Origin of the sequence: Thioalkalivibrio versutus (assembly GCF_001999325.1) — a bacterium.
Taxonomy (GTDB): domain Bacteria; phylum Pseudomonadota; class Gammaproteobacteria; order Ectothiorhodospirales; family Ectothiorhodospiraceae; genus Thioalkalivibrio; species Thioalkalivibrio versutus.
In genome coordinates, this window is sequence record NZ_MVAR01000003.1 from 39,630 (window position 1) to 66,618 (window position 26,989).

General features: G+C 65.7%; 32 protein-coding genes and 1 tRNA gene. 25 read left to right on the forward strand and 8 right to left on the reverse strand.

What is annotated here, in order from left to right:
• Positions 1-14: 14 nt before the first annotated feature.
• The gene (locus B0684_RS00645) at positions 15-395 is read left to right on the forward strand and encodes a DUF302 domain-containing protein (protein ID WP_018176625.1); all 381 of its coding nucleotides are present in this window, start codon (positions 15-17) and stop codon (positions 393-395) included.
• On the forward strand, positions 395-1,828 hold the full coding sequence (locus tag B0684_RS00650; RefSeq protein ID WP_018650003.1) for an FAD-dependent oxidoreductase: 1,434 nt from the start codon (positions 395-397) through the stop codon (positions 1,826-1,828). The genes B0684_RS00645 and B0684_RS00650 overlap by 1 nt, the downstream gene beginning before the upstream one ends.
• A gap of 63 nt (positions 1,829-1,891) precedes the next feature.
• Here B0684_RS00650 and B0684_RS13845 read toward each other — a convergent pair whose 3' ends face one another.
• Both B0684_RS13845 and ygfZ read right to left on the reverse strand, forming a co-directional pair.
• Entirely contained in the window at positions 1,892-2,056 is a 165-nt protein-coding gene (locus B0684_RS13845; protein ID WP_018140916.1) for a hypothetical protein, read from the reverse strand.
• A gap of 3 nt (positions 2,057-2,059) precedes the next feature.
• A complete protein-coding gene (gene ygfZ, locus B0684_RS00655) occupies positions 2,060-3,106 on the reverse strand; it encodes a CAF17-like 4Fe-4S cluster assembly/insertion protein YgfZ (RefSeq protein WP_018169989.1) in 1,047 nt (348 codons plus the stop codon).
• A 178-nt stretch (positions 3,107-3,284) separates the two neighbouring features.
• Between ygfZ and sdhC the strand changes: the two genes are divergently transcribed.
• The 7 genes from sdhC to B0684_RS00690 all read left to right on the forward strand — a co-directional run bounded on the left by sdhC (position 3,285) and on the right by B0684_RS00690 (position 8,243).
• Complete coding sequence (sdhC, locus tag B0684_RS00660) at positions 3,285-3,665, forward strand: succinate dehydrogenase, cytochrome b556 subunit (protein ID WP_018650004.1); 381 nt, start codon at positions 3,285-3,287, stop codon at positions 3,663-3,665.
• Entirely contained in the window at positions 3,662-4,000 is a 339-nt protein-coding gene (gene sdhD, locus B0684_RS00665) for a succinate dehydrogenase, hydrophobic membrane anchor protein (protein WP_018169987.1), read from the forward strand. The genes sdhC and sdhD overlap by 4 nt, the downstream gene beginning before the upstream one ends.
• Before the next feature lie 10 nt (positions 4,001-4,010).
• Entirely contained in the window at positions 4,011-5,786 is a 1,776-nt protein-coding gene (sdhA, locus tag B0684_RS00670) for a succinate dehydrogenase flavoprotein subunit (RefSeq protein ID WP_018650005.1), read from the forward strand.
• A gap of 106 nt (positions 5,787-5,892) precedes the next feature.
• Complete coding sequence (locus B0684_RS00675; protein WP_018145439.1) at positions 5,893-6,255, forward strand: TraR/DksA family transcriptional regulator; 363 nt, start codon at positions 5,893-5,895, stop codon at positions 6,253-6,255.
• 57 nt (positions 6,256-6,312) lie between these two features.
• Positions 6,313-7,014 (forward strand): succinate dehydrogenase iron-sulfur subunit, encoded by a 702-nt coding sequence (locus B0684_RS00680; protein ID WP_018169984.1) that lies wholly within the window; start codon positions 6,313-6,315, stop codon positions 7,012-7,014.
• 64 nt (positions 7,015-7,078) lie between these two features.
• Entirely contained in the window at positions 7,079-7,333 is a 255-nt protein-coding gene (locus tag B0684_RS00685) for an FAD assembly factor SdhE (RefSeq protein WP_018938539.1), read from the forward strand.
• 52 nt (positions 7,334-7,385) lie between these two features.
• Positions 7,386-8,243, forward strand: a complete 858-nt coding sequence (locus tag B0684_RS00690) for a NifU family protein (protein WP_018176632.1) — start codon at positions 7,386-7,388, stop codon at positions 8,241-8,243.
• Positions 8,244-8,264: 21 nt separating this feature from the next.
• Here B0684_RS00690 and B0684_RS00695 read toward each other — a convergent pair whose 3' ends face one another.
• The gene (locus B0684_RS00695) at positions 8,265-9,191 is read right to left on the reverse strand and encodes an AraC family transcriptional regulator (RefSeq protein WP_018650006.1); all 927 of its coding nucleotides are present in this window, start codon (positions 9,189-9,191) and stop codon (positions 8,265-8,267) included.
• A gap of 204 nt (positions 9,192-9,395) precedes the next feature.
• Here B0684_RS00695 and B0684_RS00700 point away from each other — a divergent pair, with 204 nt between their 5' ends.
• The 4 genes from B0684_RS00700 (at position 9,396) to B0684_RS00715 (ending at position 12,000) form a co-directional block, all read left to right on the forward strand.
• On the forward strand, positions 9,396-9,992 hold the full coding sequence (locus tag B0684_RS00700) for an HvfX family Cu-binding RiPP maturation protein (RefSeq protein WP_018650007.1): 597 nt from the start codon (positions 9,396-9,398) through the stop codon (positions 9,990-9,992).
• Between the two features lie 74 nt (positions 9,993-10,066).
• Positions 10,067-10,363 carry an HvfA family oxazolone/thioamide-modified RiPP metallophore gene (locus tag B0684_RS00705; protein ID WP_018650008.1) on the forward strand — a complete coding sequence of 99 codons (297 nt, stop codon included), beginning with the start codon at positions 10,067-10,069 and terminating at the stop codon, positions 10,361-10,363.
• Positions 10,353-11,237 carry an HvfB family MNIO-type RiPP peptide maturase gene (locus B0684_RS00710; RefSeq protein ID WP_018650009.1) on the forward strand — a complete coding sequence of 295 codons (885 nt, stop codon included), beginning with the start codon at positions 10,353-10,355 and terminating at the stop codon, positions 11,235-11,237. Before B0684_RS00705 ends, B0684_RS00710 begins: the two co-directional genes overlap by 11 nt.
• A complete protein-coding gene (locus B0684_RS00715; RefSeq protein WP_018650010.1) occupies positions 11,230-12,000 on the forward strand; it encodes an HvfC family RiPP maturation protein in 771 nt (256 codons plus the stop codon). The genes B0684_RS00710 and B0684_RS00715 overlap by 8 nt, the downstream gene beginning before the upstream one ends.
• Positions 12,001-12,235: 235 nt before the next feature.
• Here the strand turns inward: B0684_RS00715 and B0684_RS00725 are convergent, their stop codons facing one another.
• Positions 12,236-13,222 (reverse strand): serine/threonine protein kinase, encoded by a 987-nt coding sequence (locus tag B0684_RS00725; protein WP_018176638.1) that lies wholly within the window; start codon positions 13,220-13,222, stop codon positions 12,236-12,238.
• A gap of 60 nt (positions 13,223-13,282) precedes the next feature.
• Between B0684_RS00725 and B0684_RS00730 the strand changes: the two genes are divergently transcribed.
• From B0684_RS00730 to B0684_RS00780, 11 genes are all read left to right on the forward strand, one after another.
• Positions 13,283-13,987, forward strand: coding sequence for a TVP38/TMEM64 family protein (locus tag B0684_RS00730; protein ID WP_018176639.1), 705 nt, complete (start codon positions 13,283-13,285; stop codon positions 13,985-13,987).
• Between the two features lie 162 nt (positions 13,988-14,149).
• On the forward strand, positions 14,150-15,136 hold the full coding sequence (locus B0684_RS00735) for an MBL fold metallo-hydrolase (protein WP_018169973.1): 987 nt from the start codon (positions 14,150-14,152) through the stop codon (positions 15,134-15,136).
• Positions 15,137-15,286: 150 nt separating this feature from the next.
• Positions 15,287-17,203, forward strand: coding sequence for a threonine--tRNA ligase (gene thrS, locus B0684_RS00740; protein ID WP_018145452.1), 1,917 nt, complete (start codon positions 15,287-15,289; stop codon positions 17,201-17,203).
• Positions 17,204-17,249: 46 nt separating this feature from the next.
• Entirely contained in the window at positions 17,250-17,744 is a 495-nt protein-coding gene (gene infC / locus B0684_RS00745; RefSeq protein WP_463606919.1) for a translation initiation factor IF-3, read from the forward strand.
• Positions 17,745-17,846: 102 nt separating this feature from the next.
• Entirely contained in the window at positions 17,847-18,044 is a 198-nt protein-coding gene (rpmI, locus tag B0684_RS00750; protein WP_017942014.1) for a 50S ribosomal protein L35, read from the forward strand.
• Between the two features lie 20 nt (positions 18,045-18,064).
• On the forward strand, positions 18,065-18,424 hold the full coding sequence (gene rplT / locus B0684_RS00755) for a 50S ribosomal protein L20 (protein WP_018145454.1): 360 nt from the start codon (positions 18,065-18,067) through the stop codon (positions 18,422-18,424).
• A gap of 189 nt (positions 18,425-18,613) precedes the next feature.
• Entirely contained in the window at positions 18,614-19,642 is a 1,029-nt protein-coding gene (gene pheS / locus B0684_RS00760) for a phenylalanine--tRNA ligase subunit alpha (protein WP_018145455.1), read from the forward strand.
• Complete coding sequence (pheT, locus tag B0684_RS00765) at positions 19,642-22,002, forward strand: phenylalanine--tRNA ligase subunit beta (RefSeq protein WP_018650012.1); 2,361 nt, start codon at positions 19,642-19,644, stop codon at positions 22,000-22,002. Before pheS ends, pheT begins: the two co-directional genes overlap by 1 nt.
• 3 nt (positions 22,003-22,005) lie before the next feature.
• The gene (locus tag B0684_RS00770) at positions 22,006-22,305 is read left to right on the forward strand and encodes an integration host factor subunit alpha (protein WP_018140932.1); all 300 of its coding nucleotides are present in this window, start codon (positions 22,006-22,008) and stop codon (positions 22,303-22,305) included.
• Positions 22,289-22,645 (forward strand): MerR family transcriptional regulator, encoded by a 357-nt coding sequence (locus B0684_RS00775; protein ID WP_018140933.1) that lies wholly within the window; start codon positions 22,289-22,291, stop codon positions 22,643-22,645. The genes B0684_RS00770 and B0684_RS00775 overlap by 17 nt, the downstream gene beginning before the upstream one ends.
• A gap of 242 nt (positions 22,646-22,887) precedes the next feature.
• A tRNA-Pro gene (locus B0684_RS00780) sits at positions 22,888-22,964 on the forward strand.
• Between the two features lie 83 nt (positions 22,965-23,047).
• On the opposite strand, the gene B0684_RS00785 is transcribed toward B0684_RS00780, so the two are convergent.
• The 4 genes from B0684_RS00785 to flgA all read right to left on the reverse strand — a co-directional run bounded on the left by B0684_RS00785 (position 23,048) and on the right by flgA (position 25,479).
• On the reverse strand, positions 23,048-23,764 hold the full coding sequence (locus B0684_RS00785) for a flagellar brake protein (RefSeq protein ID WP_018176642.1): 717 nt from the start codon (positions 23,762-23,764) through the stop codon (positions 23,048-23,050).
• Between the two features lie 82 nt (positions 23,765-23,846).
• Positions 23,847-24,332: a flagella synthesis protein FlgN gene (locus B0684_RS00790; RefSeq protein WP_018169967.1), complete on the reverse strand. Its 486-nt coding sequence runs from the start codon at positions 24,330-24,332 to the stop codon at positions 23,847-23,849.
• Positions 24,333-24,347: 15 nt separating this feature from the next.
• Positions 24,348-24,662, reverse strand: coding sequence for a flagellar biosynthesis anti-sigma factor FlgM (gene flgM, locus B0684_RS00795; RefSeq protein ID WP_018176643.1), 315 nt, complete (start codon positions 24,660-24,662; stop codon positions 24,348-24,350).
• Between the two features lie 139 nt (positions 24,663-24,801).
• Complete coding sequence (gene flgA / locus B0684_RS00800; RefSeq protein WP_018169965.1) at positions 24,802-25,479, reverse strand: flagellar basal body P-ring formation chaperone FlgA; 678 nt, start codon at positions 25,477-25,479, stop codon at positions 24,802-24,804.
• A 522-nt stretch (positions 25,480-26,001) separates the two neighbouring features.
• Between flgA and B0684_RS00805 the strand changes: the two genes are divergently transcribed.
• Positions 26,002-26,940: a chemotaxis protein CheV gene (locus tag B0684_RS00805; RefSeq protein ID WP_018169964.1), complete on the forward strand. Its 939-nt coding sequence runs from the start codon at positions 26,002-26,004 to the stop codon at positions 26,938-26,940.
• Positions 26,941-26,989 lie beyond the last annotated feature (49 nt).

Here is a 26,989-nt window from a genome sequence, read left to right on the forward strand (position 1 = left end):
ACGAAGGAATCGTCATGCTGGAAACCACTACCCGACTGGACCCCGAGACCGCGGTCGCGACCCTGAAGGAGGCGATTGACGCCCAGGGGCTGAAGCTGGTCTCGCACATCAATGGCCAGGCCAATGCCGCGAAGATCGGGGTCGAGGTCCCGACCGACCAGATCCTGGAGATCTTTCACCCGAGCTACGCGGTGCGTGTCTGGGAGGCTTGCAAGCCGGCCGGCATCGACATCCCTTTGCGCATCCACGTCTCCGGCGATGGCGAGATGCTGCGCGTCAGCGCGCGCTCCGCACGGGACGTGTTCGCGCCGTGGGCCAACCCCGATCTGGACGCCATCGGGTCCGAACTGGACCCGAAACTGAAGGCCATTCTCGATGCCGTGGAGGCCGCGTGATGAGCACCGAAACCGACGAGTTCAAGCGCTATATCTGCAAGGTCTGCGGGTATATCTACGACGAGGCCAAGGGCGACCCGGATTCCGGTCTGGCCCCTGGGACCCGCTTCGAGGATATCCCCGACGACTGGTACTGCCCTGACTGTAATGTCACCAAGGCGGATTTCACCGCCCTGGAGCCGCGCGCCGACACCGCGGACGCCGGTGCCGCCGCGATGGCCTGGAGTGCCGGGGCCGGCGCGGCCGATCCGGACGCGGTGGTGATCGTCGGGGGCGGCATGGCGGGCTGGGCCCTGGCCGAGGCCCTGCGCGAGCGGGATCCGCGGCGCACGATCCGCCTGCTGACCGCCGATTCCGGTGATTACTACACCAAGCCGCGGATCTCCAATGCCTTTGCCCGGGGCGTCGCGGTCGCGGATCTGGTGGAGGAGACTGGCGTGGCGCGAGCGGCCCGGCTCGGCATTGACCTGATGCCGTTTGTCCGCGTGCTCGATGTCCAGCGGGCGCAGCAAAGAATCATCACCGCCCGTGGCGGCGTGCCGTACGGCCAGCTGGTGCTGGCCACCGGGGCGCGTCCGCGGCAAATGGCGTTCCCGGGTGGGGCCAGGGCGCCGCTGTCGGTGAACACGCTGGGGGACTACCGCGCGCTGCGTGCGGCCCTCGAGGCGCAAGCCGGGTCACCGGCCCATACCCGTGTGGCCATCATCGGCGCCGGCCTGGTGGGCTGCGAGCTGGCGGACGACCTGGCGGCGGGTGGCCATCCGGTGTCTTTGATCGAGTGTGCGTCACGGCCGCTGCCGAATCTGCTGCCCGAGCCGCTGAGCGTCGATCTGGAGAAGGCGCTGGCCGACCGCGGCGTGCAGTGGCACACCGAGGCGACCGTCGAGCGCATCGAACCGGTGGCGGAGGGAACGACCCGTCTCGTCCTTGCCAGCGGCGAATCGGTAGAGGCCGAGGTGGTCATCAGCGCGCTCGGGCTGGTGCCCAACCGCGAGCTGGCCGAGCGGATCGGTCTGGCCTGCCACGCGGGGATCGAGGTGGACGCACTCTTGCGCACCACCGACCCGGCGGTCTTCGCCCTGGGCGATGGTTGCGAGTTCGACGGCCAGTTACGCCCCTACGTGGAGACCCTGCGCGGGCAAGCAGCTGCGCTGGCGCGCACGCTGTCCGGCGAGCCGACGGTGTACCGGCCGGATGCCGGGATCGTGCAGGTCAAGACCGGGAGCCTGCCGTTGAACGTCTGCCCGCCGCAGACGGACGGGGGCGAGTGGGTGGAGATCTCGGGCGACGGCGAAGGGCGTCACCTGGAGTATCACGCCGATGCACGGCTCGAGGGGTTTGCCTTGTCGGGTTGTCATGCACGCCAGGCGCGGGACCTGGAGACGCGCCTGGGCGAGCCAGTGGCGGATACCCGAACCCGGCTGGCGTCCTGAGCCGCGTGGCCCGGCCGGTGCCGGGCCCGCGGGGGTGCGGCGATGCGGATCAGAGGGTTCGGGTCATATGACCCCGTCGAGGCGCAAATAGCCGATCAGGAACAGCACTGCCAATACACCGGCCAGGGCGTAGAGCCAGTTGGATAATGTGGGGTTGTCGGGGCGGCTGAAGAAGGCCGCCCACAGTGCCAGCAGGATCAGGACGAAAAAGAAGAACAAAAAGCGCATGCGTCAGGCTCCTTCGGGGACTGCGTAGGGCAGTTCGACGACCTCGGCCTTGGCGCCGTCGGGTGCGTCCCAGCGCAGTTCGCCCTTGGCGGCCGCGACCTGCAGTACCGCCAGGGCGGAGTACAGCCCGTCCGGGTGCAATTCGGCTGCGACGATCTCGCCGTCCGACTGGTCCGGGTTGCCGCCGGCCTGGAACACAGGCGAGCCGGGTTGGGGTGGAGTCTGAGTATGGATCGCCAGGCGGAACATGCGCCGCTTGAGCTTGCCCAGGTAGTGCATGCGTGCCACGACCTCCTGGCCCGGATAACAGCCCTTTTCGAAGCTGACCGCGCCCAGGGCATGCAGGTTGAGCATCTGCGGCACGAACTTCTCGCTGGTTTCCTCCACCACGGTGGGGACCCCGGCCAGGATGTCCAGCAGTGCCCAGTCGCGCGGGCCCACCGGGGCCGCGTGGACGTTCAGGCCGTCCCACGCCTTGCGCATGGCGTCGAACTCGCCGAACAGCTCGAAGCGCGGGTGGACCCCGGGTACCCGGACCACGGTGACGCCGTCCTTCTCGACGACCTCCTCGACCTCGGCGGGACAGACACCCAGCGCGCTTTGCACCTCCTTCTCGGCATCCGGCCCGGAGCAGCCGAAGTGGATCCGCGAATCCCCGGCCTGTTCGATGATCACGTTCGCGCGCAGCACGAACATCTGCAGGCGCTTGGCCACCGGCTCGATCCGGTCTGCGGGCATCTCCAGCAGGTAGCCGTCGCGGGTACGCAGCACGCGGAACACGGCGTAGGCGCGGCCCTTGGGACTGGAGTAGCTGGACAGCTGGCTGTGTTGCGCGTCCACCGCGCGGATGTCGTTGCCGAACTGGCCCTGCAGGAAGTCGGTGGCGTCGTCGCCGCGAACCTCCAGCAGGCCGCGATGGGAGAGGTCGCAGATCACCTCGCCGTTGATGGCCATGCGGCGTTCACGTTCCGGGTTGCCGTAGTGCAGGAGGTCGTCCTCCTCGAACTCGGCACCCGCATCGGTGATGTGGTCTTTCCAGTCTTCGCGCATCGAGGATCTCCAGTGGACTGCTGCCCATGCCATCGCCGGGCGTACCGCGCGGGAGGCGGCGATACGGGGTCACGACGGCAGCATGGAGTGGTAAGCTGATTCGGTGGATCGATGGTAGACGAACCCCACGCGGGGTGTCAGCCTGACGGTCCTTTTCTTCCGGCTATTAGGGGTTGGCATGACTCGGCAGGGACGTCCCGTCTTTCTGGATTTGCGCAAGATCCGACTGCCGCTGAATGCCGTGGTCTCCATTCTGCACCGGATCACCGGTGTCTTCCTGATTCTGTCGATTCCCGTGCTGCTTTGGCTGCTGGACCGCTCGTTGGCCAGCCCCGAGGGCTTCGCCCAGGCCGTGGCGATCATTCATCACCCGATCGGCCTGGTGGCGCTGGCACTGGGGCTTTGGTGGCTTCTGCATCACCTGTTTGCCGGGATTCGCTACCTGCTGATGGAATTCGGCATCGGCGAGGATCGCGCGGGCTCGCTGCGCACGGCGCGCGATGCGCTGTACGCGGGCATCCTCGGCACCGTGCTGGTGTGGCTGGGGCTGGTGCTATGAGGCTCCTGAGCGGACAGCGCGCCTGGCTGCTGCAACGCATCACGGCGGTGTATGTGGGCGTGTACGTGATCCTGGCCCTCGGATTCTTCGTGCTGGCCGCGCCGGCGGATCATGCCGCATGGCTGGGTGTGGTCGGGCACCCGGTGATTGGGTTGCTGACGGCGGTGTTCGTGCTGCTGTTGCTGCTGCATGCGTGGATCGGGCTGCGCGACGTGGTGATGGACTACGTGCATGCGCCCGGCACGCGGCTCCTGGTGTTCGTGCTGGCCGCCGGCGGGTTGCTCCTGACGGGGCTGTGGGCATTTTTCATTCTGATTCGGGCGGGACTCGCATGAAGGGACTGGCATGAACGTGGCGCGACGCAAGTTCGACGCCCTGATCATCGGGGCCGGCGGGGCCGGCCTGCGCGCGGCGCTACAGCTGTCCAATGGCGATGCCAAGGTCGCGGTGGTCTCCAAGGTGTTTCCCACGCGCTCGCACACGGTGGCGGCGCAGGGCGGGGTGAACGCCGCCCTGGCCAACGTCCTGCCGGACTCCTGGCACTGGCACATGTTCGACACGGTGAAGGGCTCGGACTATCTGGGCGACCAGGACGCGATCGAATACATGTGTCGCGCCGCACCTAAGGTGGTCTACGAGCTGGACCACTTCGGCGTGCCGTTCTCGCGCCTGGACAACGGGACCATCTACCAGCGCGCGTTCGGCGGCCAGAGCCAGAACTTCGGCCAGGATCAAGCCGCGCGCACCTGCGCGGCGGCGGATCGCACCGGGCACGCGATCCTGCACTCGCTGTACCAGCAGAACCTGCGCGCGCGCACGCACTTCTTCGACGAGTACTTCGCGGTGGACCTGCTGCGCGACGCGCAGGGCTACGTGCTGGGCGTGCTGGCGTTCGAGATCCTGACCGGCGAGCCGATCGTGATCGAGGCCAAGACCACCCTGATCGCGACCGGCGGGGCGGGACAGCTGTTTCGCACCACGACCAATGCGCTGATCAACACCGGTGACGGCATGGCGATGGCCCTGCGCGCCGGGGTGCCGCTGGAGGACATGGAGTTCGTGCAGTTCCACCCGACCGGGATCGCCGGGCGCGGGATGCTGATTACCGAGGGTGCCCGCGGGGAGGGCGGGTTCCTGATCAACTCCGAGGGCGAGCGCTTCATGGAGCGCTACGCCCCGCGGGCGAAGGACCTGGCCTCGCGCGACGTGGTGAGCCGCTCCATTGCCACCGAGGTGCGCGAGGGACGCGGCTGCGGGCGCAATGCGGATCACGTATTGCTCGACCTGCGCCATCTGGGGGCCGATACGATCATGCAGCGCCTGCCGGGGATTCGCGAGACGAGCATGACCTTTCTCGGGGTCGATCCGATCGAGGCGCCGATCCCGATCTTCCCGACCTGTCACTACAGCATGGGCGGCATCCCGACCAATCGCTTCGGGCAGGTGGTGACGCCGGAGAAGGACACGCCGGAGGACCCGGTCCCGGGACTGTACGCGGCCGGCGAGACGGCCTGTGTCTCGGTGCACGGGGCCAACCGCCTGGGTGGCAATTCACTGCTCGACATCCTGGTGTTCGGCCGCGCGGCGGCCAATCACATCCTTGAGTACCTGGCCGAGAACCGTTACCACCGGCCGCTGGACGAGTCGGCCGTGGAACAGGCGATGGCGCGGCTCACGCGCTGGGATCGCAAGGACCCGGGCGATGGCACCGCCGAGCAGGTCGAGCCGCTCAAGCGCGAACTGCGCAAGGTGATGGAAGACCACTGCTCGGTATTCCGCACCGACGAGGTGATGCGCGAGGGCGTGGAGAAGGTCCGCGCGCTCCGCGAGCGCCTGAACCACGCGGTGATCGCGGATCACTCCAGCACCTTCAATACCGCGCGGGTGGAGGCGATGGAGCTGGAGAACCTGATGGACTGCGCGATCGCGACCATCCGCTCCGCGCTGGGGCGCGAGGAAAGCCGCGGCGCCCACTCGCGGATCGATTTCCCCGAGCGCGACGATCAGCACTGGCTCAAGCACAGCCTGTACTCGCTGGCGGATGACAGCCTGGACTACAAGCCGGTGCGGACGCAGCCAAATACCGTGGCCTCGTTCCCGCCGAAGGAACGCGTCTATTGATGGGTCGACTCGACCGTAGGATGCCGATGAGCGTAGCGAATCGCATCAGGGGGCATGGCAGCCCGCGCGTTCAACCATGGGCATTGCGCCCAATGGGAGATGAGCAATGAGCAACCCTGCCGAACCGGTACCCGAGGCGTGGCTGCACGAGCAGCTCGAGGTGCTGCTGACGGAGCTGGATGCCGCACTCGCGGGCGCCGCCGACAGCGGCGCGACCGTGGAGCTGGACCAGCAGCGCACCGGACGACTCTCGCGGATGGACGCGCTGCAGGGCCAGGCCATGGCCAAGGCGAGCCAGCAGCGGCGCGAGGCCCAGCGTGTTCGCGCCCGCCGGGCGCTGAAGCGGCTGGAGGAGGGCGAGGGCGGACTGTGCATCGACTGCCTGGAGCCGATTGCGCGCTCGCGGCTGGAGATCGATCCGTCGGCCGAGCGATGCATCGCCTGTGCCGAAGCGCAGGAACAGGATTGATTGGGGCTTACCGCAGCGTGTGACAACGGTGGCCGCGGTCACCGACAGGAGATACCGATGGAGTTCTCGATCTACCGCTTCAACCCGGAAACGGACACGCTGCCGAAGATGCAGCGCTTCAGCCTGCCCGATGACCAGGTCGAGCCCGGGATGATGCTGCTGGATGCCTTGCTTCTGCTGAAGGAACAGGACGACTCCCTGGGCTTTCGCCGCTCCTGTCAGCACGGGGTGTGTGGCTCCGACGGCATGAACATCAACGGCACCAATGGCCTGGCCTGCATCACCCCGCTGGCGGAGCTGGACTCACCCGTGACCCTGCGCCCGTTCCCGGGCATGCCGGTGATCCGCGACCTGATCGTGGACATGGACAACTTCTGGGAGCAATACCGCAAGGCCGAGCCCTGGCTGGTCAACGACAGCCCGGAGCCCGAGGTGGAGCGCAAGCAAAGCCCCGAAGACCGCGAACAACTGGACGGGCTCTACGAGTGCATCCTGTGCGGCTGCTGCTCCGCTGCCTGCCCATCCTACTGGTGGAACCCGGACAAGTTCCTGGGGCCGGCGGCGCTTTTGCAGGCCGCGCGCTTCATCCACGACAGCCGCGACGAGGCCACCGAGCACCGTCTCGAACAGCTGGATGATGCCTGGAAGCTTTACCGCTGCCACACCATCATGAACTGCACCCAGGTGTGCCCGAAGGGCCTGAACCCGAGCCGCGCGATCAGCGACATCCGCCGCACCATGCTGAAGAAGTCGCTGTGATCGGCGCGACCCCCAACGGTTGTTCCACCCCTGTGGGAGCCTGGCCTGGACGGGTGTTTGGGTGATGGAACCGGATAACCGGACACGCTGGCGCTGTCGCCGCGGCATGCTGGAGAACGACTGGCTGCTCGGCCACTTTCTCGCGCAGGGATATGCGCAACTGGACCAGGAGGGTCGCGATGCCTTCGAGCGCCTGCTCGATTACCCCGACAACGTGCTGCTGGACGTGGTCATGGGTCGCCAGACCACGGTGGACGAGGGGATAGCCCGTCTTGTCCCGGCGATCCGCGCCGCCACTCAGGCTTCGGCTCCGGCCTGACCCGGTTCTTCCCCGGCTCGCGTTCGCGGGCCAGATCCTCCTGCTCCTGGCTGTGGCCGCCTATGTGCTGGTGTACAGCCCGTTGTGGACGCTGGCCCCGGTCTTCGGGCTGGCCATCGCCGGGTGGTGGTGGCAAGGGCGCTCGCAACCGCCGGCCTGGGACTGGCTGGGGCAGACGCCCGAGGGTGCAACCTGGCTGGCCACCGCCGAGGGCCTGCGCCAGGAGCAGGTGGACTGGGTCGAGGTGCTGCCCGATACACGAGTGTTGCGTCGGGTCGTCATCCTCGTCGTTCGGGTGCCCGCGACCGGCCGGGTATGGCGCCTGTGGCTGCACGCCGGGCGCATGCATCCGGAGGACCTGCGCCGTCTGCGCGTGCGGTTGCGCTGGTCGCCCGCGCGCGAGGTGGTGGATCCCGGCTGGCGGGTGCGGCTTCGCGCGGGGGTGGAGCGCGGCGTTGCTATACTGGCGAAAAGCCGAGTACCCGGAGGCCCGAACATGGCTGGACCCGACAATGCGCAGGTGATGGTGGACGTGTCACACCTGCTGAGTGACGAGCCCGATCACGTGTACAGCGAGGATGAACTGGACGCGATCGAGGAACTCGATCCGGAGCTCGCGCTGCGCCTGGACCGAGCCCAGACCCATGCGCAACGCGAGGCGGCCGACGTGCCGGCCGATGGCCCGATCGACGTGGACGCGGTGCGCGCCGCGATCGAGGAGGCACGGCGGATCATGATGCAGGACGGGGGCGATATCGAGTTCGTGGAGCTCGATGGCCGCACCGTACGGGTCCGACTCAAGGGGGCCTGTGTGGGCTGTCCGCGCTCCACGCTGGATCTCAAGAATGTGGTCGAACGCCTGGTTCGGTCGCGTGCGCCGGGCGTGGCCAGCGTCGCCAACACCTTCTGATCCGCTCTTTGGCAGTCAAGCCTAGCCGGCACCGAGCCGGCGCAGTAGCTGCCGGATGCGCCCCGGCCCGAACCCGTGCACCCGCTTGAAGGCCTTGCGAAAGGCCGCCTCCGAGGTATAGCCCACCGCGTCCATCACGCCCGCGACCGACTCCCGCCCGTCGCGTAGCTGGCGTTCCGCCAGGACCATCCGCCACTGGGTCAGGTAGTCGATGGGCGTCTGTCCGACCAGCGCATGAAAGCGCTCCGCGAAGCTGCTGCGCGACATGGCGGCCTCGCTGGCCAGCCCCTCCAGGGTCCAGGCCGCCTCCGGGTGGGCGTGCAGGGCATCCAGTGCCCGGCGGATGCGGTCGTCCGCCAGGGCGGCGATCAGCGATCCCTCCGAGTGTTCGCGTTGCGAGCAGATGTGATGGCGCACGGCCATCACGAACAGGGTGTCCGCCAGGCGGTCCAGCACGGGCCGGTAGCCCGAGGAACGCTCCGCGAGTTCGATGTTCATCAGGTCCGCCAGGTGTGACAGCCGGTCGCCGGATTCGCGGCGGCGGATGATGATGTGATCGGGGAGCGCGGCCAGGATCGGGTTGCGGCGGCCGGAATCGAACTCGAAGTGGCCGCACAGGAGCTGTGTGACCGGGATATCCGGCGGATCCTCGCCTTCCACCAGCGTCAGGTGGTTGTCGCGGTCGGGCACGGTGTCGCGGCTGGACATCAGGTGCCAGTCGTCATGCGGCAGCAGGAGAAGATCGCCGGCCTCCATCCAGACGGGGGCCATCGCCTCCATGTGCAGATAGCATCCGCCTTCCCCCACCAGGTGAAAGCTGGCATTCCCCGAACCCGCCGTGCTGAGCTGCCACTCCCCGCACAGGCGCGGGTTGGTGTCGATGCGGGCACGCAAGTTGTAGGCGGCCAGAACCGTCGACAGCACGTCTTCGTGGGGGCTGATGTCCATCAAACCTTCCTTTTGCCTTTCTTCACCTTAGACCTTTGGGCGCCCGGTTGCCGGGCGTCACGGGCCTCTCCCCGTGGTCCCGGACGATCGGACATAAAAGCCGGCGGATCACCCCGCGTACAGCGTGAGCCCGCGGTCTAGGCTTTATACCCAGTAGAAGGGGAAAAGGAGATCAGGACGATGGCTGCGACTGGAACCTTGGCAGTGCGCTTGCAGGCTTGGCTGGACTGGACGCGAGGTGCGGACTTCCTGGCGCCTTTGCTGTTGCGGCTCTACCTCGCCCCGGTGTTCTGGATGGCGGGGACCAACAAGCTGGACGGCATCCTGCCGAAAGAGAACGTGGTGATGTGGTACGGCAACGCGGACTGGGGGCTGGGCATGCCCTTCCCCTATCTGATGGTGATGCTGTCGGCGTATGCCGAGGTTCTGGGCGCGCTTGCGTTGCTGCTCGGTCTGGCGACGCGCTGGTTCTCGATCCCGCTGATGATCACGATGGTCGTGGCGGCCGTGACCGTGCATCTGGAACACGGGTGGCAGCGGATCTCCGATCCGATGATGTGCCTGTTCAACTGTTCCGGGGTCGAACAGGCGCAGATGCGTCTGGATCGCGCCAAGTCCATTTTGCAGGAGCATGGCAACTACAATTGGCTGACCGAGACCGGAAACTTCGCGATCGTGAACAATGGGATCGAGATGGCCGCGACCTTCTTCGTGATGCTGCTGGTCCTGTTCTTCTGGGGAGCGGGACGCTATGTCAGCATCGACTATTACATCCGTCGGAGGATGATGAGCAGGGGATAACTCCAAGAGCTGTTTCAGCAGCCATTTCACAACGGGTCTAGCGGATCCATCATCGAAAGACGAGGAGTACGACCATGAAGAACGATCTGTTTTCCACCAAGGCCCTGGCCGGTGCCGTCGGCACGGCGGCGATCGGCATGGCCATGGCCACCAGCCCGGTGTTTGCCTCGGCCGACCTGAACCACGGCTATCAGCAGGGCGGCCAGTCGCCGCTGATGCTGGCCGAGGGTTCCTGTGGCGAAGGCACTTGTGGTGGCGCGAGCGATACCAAGGACAGTGAAGGCAGCTGCGGCGAGGGCACCTGCGGTGGCTCGGACGGCGACGAGAAGGATTCCGAAGGCGCCTGTGGCGAGGGGACCTGTGGCGGCTAAGGTCGTCCACCCTGCCAACCCGGCCCGCGTCAGCGGCGCCGGGCTCGGCTTGCGGCGGGCCCTGCTGGGCCCGCTGGCCGAGGCCCCGGAGGCGACGGAACGTCTGGGGTTTTTCGAGGCGGCACCGGAGAACTGGATGCACCTGGGTGGACGTCTGGGCCGCATCTTTCGCGAATACACCGAGGCCCAGCCCTTCGTCTGTCACGGGCTGTCTCTCGACATCGGCGGGCCGCGCCCGCTGGACAAGACCTTCCTGCAGGACCTGCGCACTTTCCTGGATACCCACGGGATCGAGGATTACAGCGAGCATCTCTCCGCCTGTGGCGACGGCCAGGGGCATCTGTACGACCTGATGCCGATCCCGTTCACCGAGGAGGCGGTGCGCTACGTTGCCGATCGCGTGCGCCAGGTGCAGGACATCCTCGGGCGCCGGGTGGCGCTGGAGAATGTCTCCTATTACACCCCGGTGGGGGCCGAACTGGACGAGATCACCTTCGTGCGGGCCGTGCTGGAGGAGGCCGACTGCGACCTCCTGCTCGACGTGAACAACATCGTCGTCAACAGCATCAATCACGGCTACGAGCCGACCGAGTTCCTGGATGCAATGCCGCTGGAGCGAGTGCGCTACCTGCACATTGCCGGGCACGAGGAGGAGGCCCCGGACCTGCGGGTCGATACCCATGGCCAGCCGATCTGTTCCGATGTCTGGGCGCTGCTGGAGGCCACCTATGCCCGCATCGGGCCGGTGCCGACCCTGCTCGAGCGCGACTTCAACTTTCCGCCGCTGGAGGAACTGCTGGCGGAGACCGACCGGATTCGGGATCTGCAGTTGCGGGCGCGCGCCGGCCAGGAAGAGCGGCTCCTGCATGCCTGAGGCGGATTTCCAGCAGGTGCAGGAGGCATTCGCGCGGCACTTGCGTGACCCGGAGCGCTATCCGGCCCCGGAGGGGATCGAGAGCCGGCGCCTGGCGATCTACCGGCGTCTGTTCTTCAACAACGTGGCCAACCTGCTGGCCCGGGGGTTCCCGGTCCTGCGGGGACTGCTGGAGGCGGCCGCCTGGGAACAGCTGGTGCGCGACTTCTATCGCGATCATGGCAGCGAAACGCCGTATTTTCCGCAGTTGGCGGCGGAGTTCGTGCGCTACCTGGCGGAAGAACGCCCGGCGCAGCCCGGCGATCTGCCCTTCCTGGCCGAGTTGGCCCACTACGAGCGGGTGGAGACCGAACTGGTCTATGCGGATACCACGCAACCTCCGGATGTGACGCCGGACGGTGACCTTATGGTTCAGGTTCCGGTGTTTTCGGCCGCCGCGCGGCTGCTGGCCTACGAGTACCCGGTGCACCGGATCGGGGCCGACTTCCAGCCCGATCAACCGGGAGAGGTGCCGACCTACCTGCTGGCGTACCGCACCGGGGAGGAACGGGTGCGGTTTGCCGAGCTGAATCCGCTGGGCGCCCGGCTGCTGTGGCGGGTGATCGAGACACCGGCGACCGGCGATGAACACATCCGCCGGGTGGCCGACGATTTCGGGCTGGAACTCTCGGACGAGCTGGTGGCCAGTGGGCGCCAGTTGCTGGAGCACTACCGCGGGCTGGGCGCCATCGTGGGGACCCGGACTGACCGCGCATCCGCCTGAGGCGGAGGGACCGGACGCGCACGTCGCAGTCCCGGACGCCCGGGCATGGGAAACGAACGTCCAGGGCAGCCGCAAGGGAAGCAGGAAGTCGCTGTCCCCCAGGCGCCACCGGATATGGGCGCAGTTGCCTCGGTACAGCGGTGCCATTGTCTCTTTGCTGATGGCGCTCTCGTGCCTCGATGACACCCGTGACTCGGTGCTGGAGCGGATCCGGAACCTGCGGTGAGACGGGGCCTCAGTAACCCAGGTCGAGGGCGGGTTCGTCGAGGGCGGCGGCCTGCTCGCGCAGGGTGAGGATGTGATCCTCCCAGAAGCGCGGCGTGTAGAAGATCGGGAAGCCGTCGACAAAGGCGGGGTCGTCGGCGCGCCGGGCCAGCCAGGCGGCGTGGCGCAGGATGCGCAGGGTGCGTAGTGGGGCGATCAGCCCGAGCTGGCGACGATCCAGTGGTACGAAGGTCTCGTAGCCTTCCAGCAGGGCCTGCATCTGCCAGGCCATCTCGGGCGGTTCGCCGGACAGGAACATCCACAGGTCCTGCATGGCGGGGCCGGTACAGGCGTCGTCCAGATCGACAAAGTGCGGGCCGTCGTCGGTCCACAGGATGTTGCCGGGGTGGGTGTCGCCGTGCAGGCGCAGCTGCGGGACCGGGCCGATCGTGTCGAGGTCCCGCTGGATTCGCCCCAGGAGGTCGGCGCTGAGATCGCGGTACACGGATTCCAGCTCCAGGGGGAGATAGCCGGAGTCAAGCACAGCCTGGCGTGCCTCCTCGCCACGCGGGACGGGATCGAGCACGGGCCGCTCGTGAAAGCGGGCGGCGCGTCCGACCTCGTGGATGCGGGCGATGAAGCGGCCGATGCGGACCAGGGTTTCGCGCTGCTCCAGATCCGGTGCGCGACCGCCGCAGCGCGGGTAGACGGCGAACATGAACCCGGCGTGATCGTGCAGGGTTTCGCCTTCAGGATCGGCCAGAGGGGCGACTACCGGGATCTCGCGGCTTGCAAGTTCCTGGCTGAAGCCGTGTTCCTCGCGGATGGCGGCGGGTGTCCAGCGTTGCGGACGATAGAACTTGGCGATGACCGGTGTGGTGTCCTCGATGCCGACCTGGTAGACGCGGTTCTCGTAGCTGTTGAGGGCCAGCAGGCGCCCGTCGCAGCGCAGACCGGTCGTTTCCACCGCGTCGAGGATGACACCGGGTTTCAGTTCGTCGTACGGATGTGCATGCATGCTTGCAGTGTACGGGTTTGCCGCGCATCGTTCCGGCAAAGTGACCGCGAGGAGTCGCGCTTGAATCGCTATTACTGGGGGTTGGTTGTCGCCCTGGTGGGTCTCGTCGCCGTCTGGCTGGTGGTTGCGATGGGGCCGGGTCTGGATCTGGAGACCCTGCAGGTCGCGCGCCTGCAGGTGGAGGACTGGCGGGTCGCGCACCCGTTCGTCACGGCCTGGGTGTTCTTCCTGTTGTACATGGTGGTGGCCGCCTTTTCGGTGCCGGGGATCGTGGTGATGACCCTGGCCGGCGGTGCCCTGTTTGGCGTGGTCTGGGGCACCGTGCTGTCGTCGCTGGCTTCGACGCTGGGGGCGACCCTGACCTTTGTGGTGGCGCGGGCGCTGGCGCGCGATGCTGTTCAGCGTCGTTACAAGCACCAACTTGGGCGCATCAATGCCGGCTTTGAGCGCGAGGGCGCGTTCTACCTGTTCGCGCTGCGGATGATTCCGGTGTTCCCGTTCCTGTTGATCAACGCCGGGATGGGCCTGTTGCCGATCCGGATCTGGACATATTTCTGGGTATCACTCGTGGGGATGCTGCCGGCCACGGCGGTGTTCGCGAATGCCGGGACGCAGTTGGGGCGGCTTGATGGCATCGAGGGCATTCTCTCGCCGGTGCTGGTCCTGTCCCTGGTTGCCACGGGGCTTTTTCCGCTCCTGGCGCGCTGGCTGGTGAATGCCGTGCGCCGCAGGCGGGGTCGATTGGAGAACCCGGGCGCGGACTAACACGCACGCAGTATCTGCCATCGCGTATATAATAGGGTTTACCGTTGGGAGGCGGCCGTGGAGCGCGCACCGCTGGATACAATCTCGAAGTTCAACGAACGATCCCGTCACATATTGCGTGCGCTGTCCGACTCGGGGCGCGAACGACACAAGGAGTTTTCCATGACATTGAATGTTTTGTTGCGCCAGGGTCAGGTGGCCTTCCTCGCGCTGGGCCTGATGGGCTTCGGCATGGCCGCCGTGCAGGCGGAGGAAGAGTCGCTGGATCGTCCGATCGAGAAGGTGCTGGAGCCGATTCAGCTGACCGACCGGGTTCATTACTTTTACGGCTCGCTCGAGAACCGCACGCCGACCAATCTCGGTTTCACCAATAACACCGGCTTCGTGGTGACCGACGAAGGCGTGGTGCTGATCGATTCGGGGCCGAGCTACCAGGTCGCCCAGCGCATGGAGAAGGCGATTGCCGGGGTCACCGACAAGCCGATCACGCACGTGATTTCGGTGGGCAGCCAGGACCACCGCTGGCTGGGCAACGGCTACTTCCACGAGCAGGGGGCGGAGCTGGTTGCGCTGCAGCGGACCGCGAGCACCCAGGCCGATCGCGGGGAGGGGCAGATCGCCTCGCTGGCCAATTCCGTGGGCGAAGAGGCGATGGAGGGCACCCAGCCGGTTCCGGCACCGAACCCCATCGATGCCGATGAATACACCCTGACCGTGGGCGGTGTGGACTTCGAGCTGATCTATGCCGGGGATGCCCACTTCCCGGGCGACATCATGGTTCACCTTCCGGGCGAGGACGTCGTCTTTACCGGTGACATCGTCTACACCGAGCGCATGCTGGGCATCCATCCCTTCAGCAACCCGGTGGAGAAGCTCGAGGCCTTCCGGCACCTGGAATCCATCGATCCGGAGATCGTCGTGCCGGGGCACGGCCGCGCGACCGACATGGCCGAGGCACGCCAGGATACGGGGGATTACCTGGAACTCCTGGTGCGCGAGGTGACGGCAGGCATCGAGGACTGGGAATCGCTGGGCGAGGTGGTCGACCGCCTGGCGGATCTGGAACAGTTCAAGCACCTGCGCCACTACGATGACTGGCACCGCCCGAACGTGAACCGGACCTACCTGTTCATCGAAGGCAACATGTAACAACCGCACGGTAATCCCGGCCACAGCCCGGGAGATCTGCCGACGGCGCGGGGCACATGGTATGCTTCGCGCCGTTGTCGTTTCCGGCAACTCCAAATTTCTGATACGCGACGTTCGACCCCGCGTATGGGTCGGCGAAGGAGCCTCGCAATGCCCGCAATAACCCTCCCCGACGGCAGCCGCCGCGAGTTCGATCACCCGGTCACCGTGCTGGACGTGGCGAAGGACATCGGTCCCGGCCTGGCCAAGGCCACCCTGGCCGGCAAGGTCGATGGCGAACTGGTCGATGCCCGCCACGAGATCGACACAGACGCCGCGCTGGCGATCGTGACCGACCGCGACCCGGAAGGGGTGGAGATCATCCGGCATTCGACCGCGCACCTGATGGCGCAGGCGGTCAAGCAGCTGTTTCCCGACGCGCAGGTGACCATCGGCCCGACCATCGAGAACGGCTTCTACTACGACTTCGCCTATGACCGCGGCTTTACGCCGGAGGATCTGGAGAAGATCGAGAAGCGCATGAAGGAACTGGCCAAGCAGGACCTGCCGGTGGAGCGCTCGCTGATGGATCGCGACGAGGCGGTGAAGTACTTCCGCGACATGGGCGAGGCGTACAAGGCCGAGATCATCGCGAGCATCCCGCAGGGCGAGAACATCTCGCTGTACAAGCAGGGCGACTTTGTCGATCTCTGCCGGGGCCCGCATATCCCGTCCACCGGCAAGCTGAAGGCCTTCAAGCTGACCAAGGTGGCCGGTGCCTACTGGCGCGGTGACTCCGACAACGAGATGCTGACGCGTATCTACGGTACCGCCTGGCCGAACAAGGATCAGCTGAAGGAGCATCTGGATCGGCTGAAGGAAGCCGAGCGCCGCGATCATCGCAAGATCGGTCAGGAGCTGGATCTGTTCTCGATCCAGGACGAGGCCGGTGGTGGCCTGGTGTTCTGGCACCCGAAGGGCGCGCGCATCCGCCGCGAGATCGAGAAGTACTGGTACGACATGCACGAGAAGGCCGGTTACGACTTCGTGGTCTCGCCGCATATCGCGAACCTGGAGCTGTGGAAGACCTCCGGCCACGCGGATTTCTACGCCGAGTCCATGTACGAGCCGATGGAGGACGAACACCAGTCCTTCCAGCTCAAGCCGATGAACTGCCCGTTTCATGTGCTGATGTACAAGGACCGGCTGCATTCCTACCGCGACCTGCCGCTGCGCTGGGCGGAGATGGGCACGGTGTACCGCCGCGAGATGTCCGGTGCGCTGCACGGGCTGATGCGCGTGCGCGGCTTCACCCAGGACGATGCCCACATCTTCTGCCGCGAGGACCAGATCGAGGCCGAGGTCATGGGCGTGATCGATCTGACCCTCGAAGTCCTGCAGACCTTCGGCTTCGAGAAGTTCGACGTGAACCTGTCGACCAAGCCCGAGGATGCGGTCGGCTCGGATGAAATCTGGGAACACGCGACCGCTTCGCTGCGCTCGGCGATCGAGAAGAAGGGCCTGGATTATTCGGTGGACGAGGGCGGCGGTGCCTTCTACGGTCCGAAGATCGATATCAAGATCCACGATGCGATCGGCCGCGAATGGCAGTGCTCCACGGTACAGCTGGACTTCAATCTGCCCGAGCGTTTCGACATGGAATACGTCGCCGAGGACAACGAGCGACGCCGTCCGATCATGATCCACCGCGCGCTGCTAGGCTCGGTGGAACGCTTCTTCGGCGTGCTGATCGAACACTATGCCGGACACTTCCCGGCGTGGCTGGCCCCGGTGCAGGCCGAGGTGCTGACCATTACCGAAAGGCAGGATGAATACGCCCGCGAGGTCACGAAGACACTGCGCGCGATGGGGTTCCGGGTCGAGGCCGACTTGAGAAACGAGAAGATCGGCTTTAAGATTCGCGAGCACACGCTCAAGCGCGTGCCGTACCTGCTGGTCCTTGGAGACAAGGAGATGGAAAATGGGCAGGTGGCGGTGCGTACGCGGAGTGGGGAAGACCTCGGCGTGATGCGCCTCGAGGACTTCGGCGAACGCCTCCGGGAGGAGGTCGGCAGTCGCCAACACTGAACCCTGAACTGGAGAGAAGGCTATTAGCGCAGCGAAAACGGTCCGCCTGAACGATCAGATCACGAGTCCGCAGATCCGACTGATCGACGCCGAAGGCGAGAATCGCGGTGTCTGCAGCACTGCAGAGGCCCTGGAAATGGCCCAGGAAGGTGGTCTGGACCTGGTCGAGATCTCGCCGAATGCCGAGCCGCCCGTGGCCCGGATCATGGATTACGGGAAGTTCAAGTTCGAGCAGGCGAAGAAGGCGCAGGAAGCCAAGAAGAAGCAGAAGCAGATCCAGATCAAGGAAGTGAAGTTTCGTCCGGGTACGGACGAGGGCGACTACAACGTCAAGCTTCGCAACCTGCGCCGCTTCATCGAGGCCGGTGACAAGGGCAAGGTGACCATCCGCTTCCGCGGGCGCGAGATGCGCCACCAGGAACTGGGTGGCGAGCTGCTCGACAAGGTCGAGAAAGACATGGCCGACATCGCGATCGTGGAACAGCGGCCGAAGATGGAAGGACGCCAGATGATCATGGTGCTGACGGGCAAGAAGAAGTAAGTCCGTCAGACGACAAGGGCGATCGGGTTTCCGCATACCCGCATCGCTTTTTCATAAACGGTCGGCCCGCAGTGGGTACGGCCCAAAATGCCGGAGAGAGTAATGCCGAAGATCAAGACCAATCGGGGTGCGGCCAAGCGCTTCACCCGTACCGGGTCGGGGAAGTTCAAGCGGTTCCAGTCGCACCGCAGCCACATCCTGACCAAGAAGCCTACCAAGCGTAAGCGTCACCTGCGCAGTCCGGCGATGGTGCACGAGTCGGATGCCCCGGCCGTGCGCAAGCTGCTGCCGTACCGTTGAACTGACCGAGGAATCGAGACATGCCACGAGTCAAGCGCGGTGTAACCGCTCACGCCCGTCACAAGAAAGTCCTGAAGCAAGCCAAGGGCTACTACGGCGCCCGGAAGAACGTCTTCCGCGTTGCCAACCAGGCCGTCATCAAGGCCGGTCAGTATGCCTACCGTGACCGTCGCCAGAAGAAGCGTCAGTTCCGGTCGCTGTGGATCGTCCGCATCAATGCGGCGGCCCGTCAGTTCGATCTCTCCTACAGCCGTTTGATGAACGGTTTGAACAAGGCCGAGATCGATATCGACCGCAAGACCCTGGCCGATCTGGCCGTGCACGACCTGACCGCGTTCGGCAAGATCGCGGAGAAGGCCAAGGCTGCACTGCCGGCCTGAGCCGCAGGGCCTGAAGGACTGCCCGCCGGCGGTGTGTCGGCGGGTCCCGAGAAGGGAGGGTCGATGCCCTCCCTTTTTTGTTTCGGGAACAGGAAACGAGGCGCCTGCAAGGCAGCGGCCCGCACTCGGGGGCCGCTGCCTTGCAGGCGAATAGGGGGCCGGGGAGGCCCGTACCAGTCGGGGGAAGTCGTGGAACAACTGCAACAGCTGGTCGCCGAGGCGCGCGAGCGCGTCGAAGGGGCCACGGACCTGAAGGCGCTGGACGAGGTCCGGGTGCACTATCTCGGCAAGAAGGGCGCACTCACGGCACAGCTCAAGGAGCTGGGCAAGCTACCGGCGGAGGAACGGCCGGCGGCGGGGCAGAAAGTGAACGAGGCCAAGACCGAGGTCGCCGGCCTGATCGAGTCTCGCAAGGAGGCCCTGGCGCAGAGCGCACTGGCGGAACAGCTGGCGGGCGAACAGGTCGACGTGACCTTGCCGGGGCGGCGTCAGGCCGATGGCGCGCTGCACCCCATTACACAAACCCTGGAACGCATCGAGACCTTCTTTGCCGGGTTGGGCTTTCGCGTGGCCGAGGGCCCCGAGGTGGAAGATGACTTCCACAACTTCGAGGCCCTGAACATCCCCGAGCATCACCCGGCGCGGGCGATGCACGACACCTTCTACTTTGATGCCCACCGCGTGCTGCGCACGCATACCTCGCCGGTGCAGATCCGCACCATGGAACAGGAGCGCCCGCCGCTGCGCGTGATCGCGCCAGGGCGCGTGTATCGCTGCGATTCGGATCTGACGCATAGCCCGATGTTCCACCAGGTGGAAGGGCTTTGCGTGGATACGGACATCACGTTCGCGGATCTGCGCGGCGTGTTGAGTGCATTTCTTCAGGCCTTCTTTGATCGGGACGATCTGGCCACGCGCTTTCGGCCGTCGTACTTCCCGTTCACCGAGCCGTCGGCCGAGGTCGACATCCAGTGCGTGCACTGCGGCGGTGACGGCTGCCGCGTTTGCAGCCATACCGGCTGGCTGGAGGTGATGGGCTGCGGGATGGTGCACCCCAACGTGCTGGGTCACGTGGGGATCGACGCCGAGCAGTACACCGGCTTTGCCTTTGGCCTGGGCGTCGAACGCATGGCGATGCTGCGCCATGGCGTGAACGACCTCCGGCTGTTCTTCGACAACGATATCCGCTTCATCGGGCAATTCGGGCAGACAGGCTAATGCGTATCAGTGTGCAGTGGCTGCAGGAATGGCTGCAGATCGACGAGACCCCGGAACAACTGGGCCATCGCCTGACCATGGCGGGTCTGGAACTGGATGCGATGGAAGCGGCGGCGCCCGCGTTCAGTGGGGTGCGGGTGGGCCATGTGGTGGCAGTCGATCCGCACCCGGACGCGGATCGCCTGCGCGTGTGCCGGGTCGAGGCCGGAGAGACGGAGCCGCTGATCATCGTCTGTGGCGCGCCCAACGTGCATGAAGGCATGCGGGCGCCGGTGGCGGTGATCGGTGCGGTATTGCCCGGCGATTTCCGTATCAAGCGCTCCAAGCTGCGCGGCGTGGCTTCCGAGGGCATGCTCTGCTCCGCTCGCGAGCTTGGCCTGGCGGATGATGCCGAAGGCCTGATGTCGCTGCCGACGACGTTGGAGGCCGGCCAGGACCTGCGTGAGGCGCTGGGGCTGGACGACACCATCCTGGAAGTGGACCTGACGCCGAACCGGGCCGATTGCCTGGGCATGCGCGGGATTGCGCGGGAGTGCTCGGCATTGCTGGACCGGCCGCTGCATGCCCCGGCGATGCCGGGCGTGGACGTCGCCAGCGATGCCCGGGTGAGCGTCGTCATCGAGAATCCGGAGGCCTGCCCCTTGTATGCCGCACGGGTGCTGGAGGGCCTGGACGCCAAGGCCGCGACGCCGCTGTGGATGACCGAACGCCTGCGCCGTGCCGGGGTGCGCCCGCTGAGCGCGATCGTGGATGTGACCAATTACGTGATGCTGGAACTGGGCCAGCCACTGCATGCCTTTGATGCCGATCGCACGGGCGCCCCGATCCAGGTGCGCCAGGGCAAACAGGGGGAAACTCTGACGCTGCTCGGAGGCGACCAGACGGTGAAATTGTCGCCGCAGGATCTGGTCATTGCGGGTGATGACGGCCCCCTGGCGCTGGCCGGAGTGATGGGCGGCGCCGCCAGCGCGGTCGATGCCAGCACCACCCGCGTGATCCTCGAATGTGCGCATTTCGCACCGCGCGCCCTGGCCGGTCGGGCGCGGGCCCACGGCCTGCATACCGATGCCTCCCACCGTTTCGAGCGGGGTGTCGACCCGACCCTGGTCCCGCAGGCGATGGAACGCGCGACCCAGCTGCTGCTGGAACTCTGCGGCGGGCAGTGTGGCCCGGTCGAGCAAGTGGGCGCGACGCCGGCCTCCCATGCGGAACAGGCGATCGTCCTGCGCCCGGATCGTGTCCAGCGCTTGCTCGGGGTGACCCTAGAGGCTTCCGAGGTCGAGCGGATCCTGGAGGCACTGGACTGCCGCATCGAGACAAGCGAGAGCGGCTGGTCGGTACGCGCGCCGCGGGCCCGATTCGACCTCGAACGCGAGGAGGATCTGATCGAAGAGCTGGCCCGGGTGCACGGCTATGACGCCCTGCCGCAGACACTCCCGAAGCCGGTTGCGCCGGTGACGCCGGAGTCGGGTCTGCGGTCACTGCGCAACGGGCTTGCCCGCCAGGGCTTCCATGAGGTGATCAGCTTCAGTTTTATCGCTCGCGAGGCCGCCAGTGCGTTCTACCCGGACGTGGAGCCCCTGGCGCTGGCGAATCCCATTTCGTCCGATCTGGCGGTGATGCGCCCGGGACTGTGGTCCGGGTTGGTGACCACTGCCGCCTACAACCAGGCGCGCCAGCAATCGGACCTGCGCCTGTTCGAGCATGGCCTGCGCTTTGTTCCGGATGCGTCCGGTCTGCGGCAGGAGCCGCGACTGGCCGGCCTGCTTGGTGGGAGGGTGGCTCCGGAAGCCTGGGAAGGCGAGGCGAAGAAGGTCGATTTCTTCGACGCCAAGGGCACCGTGGAAGGCCTGTGCGAACGCGTCGCCGGCGCGCTCGGCTTTCGCGCAGAACGTCATCCGGCGCTGCATGACGGGCAATCCGCACGGGTACTGGTCGACGGGCAGCCGATCGGCTGGGTCGGGCGCCTGCACCCGGCGTTGTGCGAGCGCTTCGACGTGGAGCCGGTCTACCTGTTCGATCTGGACGCGACTGCCGTGGTGCAAGCCCCGGTGGCGCAGTTCTCGCCGTTGTCGCCGTACCCGTCCATCCGTCGGGATCTGGCGCTGGTGGTGGCCGAGTCGGTGGCGGCGGGCGATGTGCTGGCGGCCATCGACGAGCTTGGCCTGGAGATCCTTCAGGATGTTCGCCTGTTCGATGTGTACCAGGGCAAAGGCTTGAATCCGGACGAAAAAAGCCTGGCTTTGGGCTTGATTTTACGGGCTTTTGATCGCACCCTAGGCGAACAGGACGTGGCTGGCGTCACCGACGCGGTGGTGCAGCATCTCCAGGCCCGGTTCAACGCAACCTTGAGACAATAGCCGATGGCAGCTGTAACCAAGGCGGATCTCGCCGCCGCGCTAAACGAGGAACTGGGTCTCAACAAGCGCGAGGCCAAGGAATTCGTCGAGATGTTCTTCGAGGAGATGCGGCAGTCGCTGGAGACCGGCGAGGGCGTGAAGCTTTCCGGGTTCGGGAATTTCATCCTGCGCGACAAGAACCAGCGGCCAGGGCGCAATCCGAAGACGGGCGAAGAGATTCCGGTCTCCGCGCGTCGTGTGGTGACCTTCCGGCCGGGACAGAAACTGCGCGAGCGGGTAGAGAGCTATGCTGGAGGCGAGTAACCACCAGGAACTGCCCGCCATCCCGGGCAAGCGCTACTTCACCATCGGCGAAGTCGCGGAGCTGTGCCAAGTCAAGCCGCATGTGCTGCGGTACTGGGAGCAGGAATTCCCGATGCTGGAGCCGGTCAAGCGGCGCGGCAACCGCCGCTACTACCAGCGTCAGGACGTGATCCTGATCCGTCAGATTCGCGCATTGCTGTACGAAGAGGGCTACACCATCAATGGTGCCCGTCAGAAGCTCTCCGGCGACGAGGCCAAGGGTGATCGTCAGCAGGCCCAGCAGATCATCCAAGACACCATCTCCGAGCTCGAGTCGGTTCTGCGCGTTCTGCGCGCCTGAGGCTCCCTAGGGGACGCCCAGACGTCGTATTGATGCGATTCGCTGCGCTCGTCGCATCCTGCGGTGTCCTTCTGAACCCAACTCCAGTTCGAAATTTCCGCTCTGTAGGATGCGACGAGCGCAGCGAGTCGCATCAATGCGCCATTCTCGGTGTACGTGACACGAATGGTCTGCACGGATCTCGCTGCAATGGCTGGCCGACGCTTTCGTGAAGGCGGGGAATCGGATATAGTTCGCGGCTTCGGGGCGTGGCGCAGTCTGGTAGCGCATCTGCATGGGGTGCAGAGGGTCGCAGGTTCAAATCCTGCCGTCCCGACCAAACAGGAACGATCAAAAAAGGCCGCTTCAAGCGGCCTTTTTTGTGTTCGGGGTTGCAGGTTGCGGCGTCGCCTGGGCTCAGGCTCAATCCATCGAGCGGCGGCGTGCCTCGCGCTGGTAATGGAGCAGGGCGATGTTGGTCTGGCGTTCCATCCACTGGGTCATGCCGACGATCTCGAAGCCCGCAAACTCGAAGCCATCACGTGTGCTGCGGCGACGGTTGGCCAGACGCAGGTTCCCGGAAAGGCGTTCCCTGACATCGGGGAGCAAGAGGTTCTCGAAGGCCAGGTTCGCCTGCTCCTCAAGCGCATCCAGGAGGGTGGTGGGCAGCTCGATGCACATGCCCTGGGCAGAGAGGTCGGCAACCTCGCCGATCACGGGATCCCTCCAGGCCTTCGCATGGAGTTCGATCTGAGGGCGCTGTGCCATCGGAATGTGCACGCGGAATGTTTCGCGGCGTTGCAGGTAGTGCAAAGTCTCCGGATAGGTGCAGACGTAGAGCGCGCCTTTTTGCTCCTGCTCGATGCGTGTTACATGCGTGCCGAATCGCACTGCGACCCCGCGCAGCGCCGCGAATACGCGCAAGTCCATGCCGGCACGGACCTGCTGGTGCGCCCGAGGCGGGGTCAGCTCGTCGAGAAAGAGTTCCTTGGCGGCTGGGTCCAGACGGACCAGGGCCGAGGTGTACAGGGGGCCGTCGGTATCCACGCGAACGCTCACGACGGTGAGCTTGTGGTCGAGGTCCTTGAGGATGCCGGCAATCCGGTCCGGCTTGTCGACGGTATAGTCGGTGTCGTCCATGCGTCCGAAGTGTTAGGAAAGTGTGAGGACGCAAGGTACTGGTGGATGCCGCGAAAAGCCAGCCTCCACCAGGACCGGGCTCTCAGGCCTGGGTGATCTGGCGTCCGCCGCGGCTTCCGGGGCGGGCGCGGCCATAGGGGTCGTAGGTGGCCGCGGGGCCGGTTTCCTCGCCGCGGAGGATCTGCATGGAGAGTTCCACGCGCTGGCGGTCACGGTCGATCAGGCGCGCATTGCCCTGATTCAGAGTGTCGCAGCGTTCGATGGACTGGCGCAGGGCTTGCCACAGGTCGTTCAGTACGACGCCATCGTCCATCTTCGAGAACAGGCGCGCGACGCCCTCGGGGCTGAAGGCCTCGCCGGCGGCCTCGACCAGGCCTTGCTGGTTGCGGGTCTCGGTTTCCAGCTCATGCAGCAGGGTCTGCTTGCCGGTCACCACGTCCTGCAGCGTATCGGGTTGGCGCGCTTCGACTGCGCGCGTCTCCTGTAGCAGGCTCTCTTCCAGCTGATGAGCCAGCCGGATTGAGGTCTCGAGCGAGCGTTGCAGTTTGTGGTGCGCGTCGGCATTCATGGGCGATAGACCGGGTTAGCGCAGCAGGCTTTCGAGGTCGATCATGCGATCGGCCAGCTGCTGGTTGTCCACCGGATAATTGCCGCTGGAGATCGCCTCGCGCAGTTCGGCAACGCGGGCGGCGTCGAAGGGTGCGGTGTCACCCGCGCCGGCCGCGGCATTCATCGCCTGGGCGGCCCCGGTGAGCGTGACCGAATCATTGTTTGGCGCCGATGCGTTACCGGAGGCCGGGGCACGGCTCGCCGTGTTGCCGGACTCGTCGCGACCCTTTACCCCGGGATTCTGGCTGTCGGGGCGCAGGCTGTTCGTGTTGAGGCCCTTGATATCCATGATGCCTTCCTGTCGTTGTAACTGTGCTGCAATTGTTTACGGCCAGCGGTGCTGAAACTGTAGGCCTCGGGGGCGGAAAAGTGTAACGGGCTTCACAGTCCGCTTCGAAAATCATCGGCGTGCCTGGTGTGGCGAGGCCTCAAAGCGCTACCCGGATGTGGCCGGAGGCCTGGATTTCGCCTTCGACGACGCGCCCGGAGGATGCGTTCTTGACGCGGATTCGCTCGCCGAGCGTCCCGTTCTCCAGCGCTTCGCCCTGCATGCGGATGGCGATGGAGCCGTTCTCTGCCAGGATGGTAACCCGCTGGCCGCGACTGATGATCTCGCGCGGGCTCACGTGCTGGGTGCCGATGATCTGACCCGGGCGGATGCTGCGGCGGGTCTGTTGGCCGATCAGGGCATTCTTTTCCTCATGATAACTGCCGGCATGGCGCGAGGTCTCGATTCGCTGGAAACGCAGGTCGCCCGCCGAGAGGGTGTGCTGGCGCGGCAGGGTGCGGTTCGCAACCAGCACTTCGGCGTACCGTTCGACGGTTGCCGGCACGTATAACTGCCAGGTCACCGGGCCGGCACACTGGATATGGACAGCGGTGTTGCCGTCACGCCGCCCGCCGGGTGGGAAACGCGCTTCCAGGCCGTCCGTGCAGGGGACGAGGCGCAGACGCTTGTCGAGCTGGCCAATCTCGATGGAAACATCCTCCTCGCTATCGGTAACGCCCAGTTCCTGAATCAGGAACTGCTCGGCGGCGTGACGGATGTCGTCAACCGGGTGCACTTCGGCCCGGACGCTGGTAGACAGCAGCACCAGGGTGAACAAGAGGGCGACTCCGGCAAGGAGACGCGGAAGGGTTCGCACGTTTGCGCTCGAGTCGATTGCGCTCGCTGGCGAGGCACCGGACCGGCCGCCTTTTTCCGGAACGAAGAGGGCCCCAACGCGAACGAGCGAACGGATCAGCGTCTCCCTGGAAGCGGAAGAAAATTCTGAAATGTGTCGGCGCTGGTTCATGTTGCGGTCCTGTTTGGTCCTGTCCTGCGCAGCCAGGTCGGTGCGGGCGTCGGACTGTGCGCGAATGGCTCGGGTTTGACGGATCTTGCGTCGTTGTCGAGCGAATCGCGTGCGGTTTCAGTACGCAAAAACATGCAGATGTCGTGCCAATGACTGATCATCCGGCGCCACGCGTGCATTCAAGGCCCGTCGCGGGCGGCCGTTATCACCATGAGGCAGCGCCAGCAGGCGCATGCGCGCGAATGCAAATGACAGGCCGGGGTTGCGCGGTGCACACTTGGCCTTTGAGGCCTGTCCGGTGCCTAGAGCAATCGGGGCAAGGAGAGCGGCACGATGAGTCAATTCATTGACGATGTGAATCAGCGAACCCAGTTGGTGGGGCAGAACCGCATGGAGCTGCTGCTGTTCCATCTGGGCGGGTCGCAGACCTTCGGGATCAATGTCTTCAAGGTCCGCGAGGTGATTCCGTCGCCACCGCTGCGTCAGATTCCCGGCTCCATGAGCGTGGTGCGCGGGGTGGCGTCGCTGCGTGGCGGTACCGTGCCGATCATTGACCTGGCGCGAGCGATGGGCCTGCGTGGCGCCGTCGGGGCGGTCGACAACGGGGAGCAGAAAGTGGTGGTCACCGAGTTCAATCGTTCGGTGCAGGGCTTCTGGGTGTCGGCGGTGGATCGCATCGTCAACGTGAACTGGCAGGATGTGAAATCGCCCCCGCGCGGAACCGGGCGCGAATCCTTCCTCGTGGCCGTCACGGAGATCGACAACAAGCTGGTCGAGATCATCGACGTCGAACGGGTGCTCTCCATCGTCAATCCGCTGCCCAGCGAGGTCTCGCCATCCATCCGCGAGAACGCCCGCGAGGCCAGCGGGCGCAAGGTCGTGATCGTCGATGACTCGGTGGTGGCGCGCAAGCAGATCGAGGGCGCGATCAAGGGCCTCGGTTTCGAATACGACGTCTTCAAGGATGGCCAGGAGGCACTGGATTTCCTTGAACAGAAGGCCGCGGAAGGGCCGGTGGGTGACCAGATCGAGATGGTGATCTCGGATATCGAGATGCCACGCATGGACGGCTACACCCTGACCGCGCGCATCCGGGACAACACCGCGCTGAAGGACCTGAAGGTGCTGCTGCACTCCTCGCTGAGCGGTGAGTTCAATACCGACATGGTCAAGCGCGCGGGCGCGGATGCCTTTCTCTCCAAGTTCAATCCCGATGAGCTGGCCAATGCCGTACTGGATCAGACCGGGCGCGAGAGTCAGCAGGCCGAATGACCGGTCGGGCGGAACCGCGTTGCCGCTCGGCAAGCCCGGAGCGGCGACG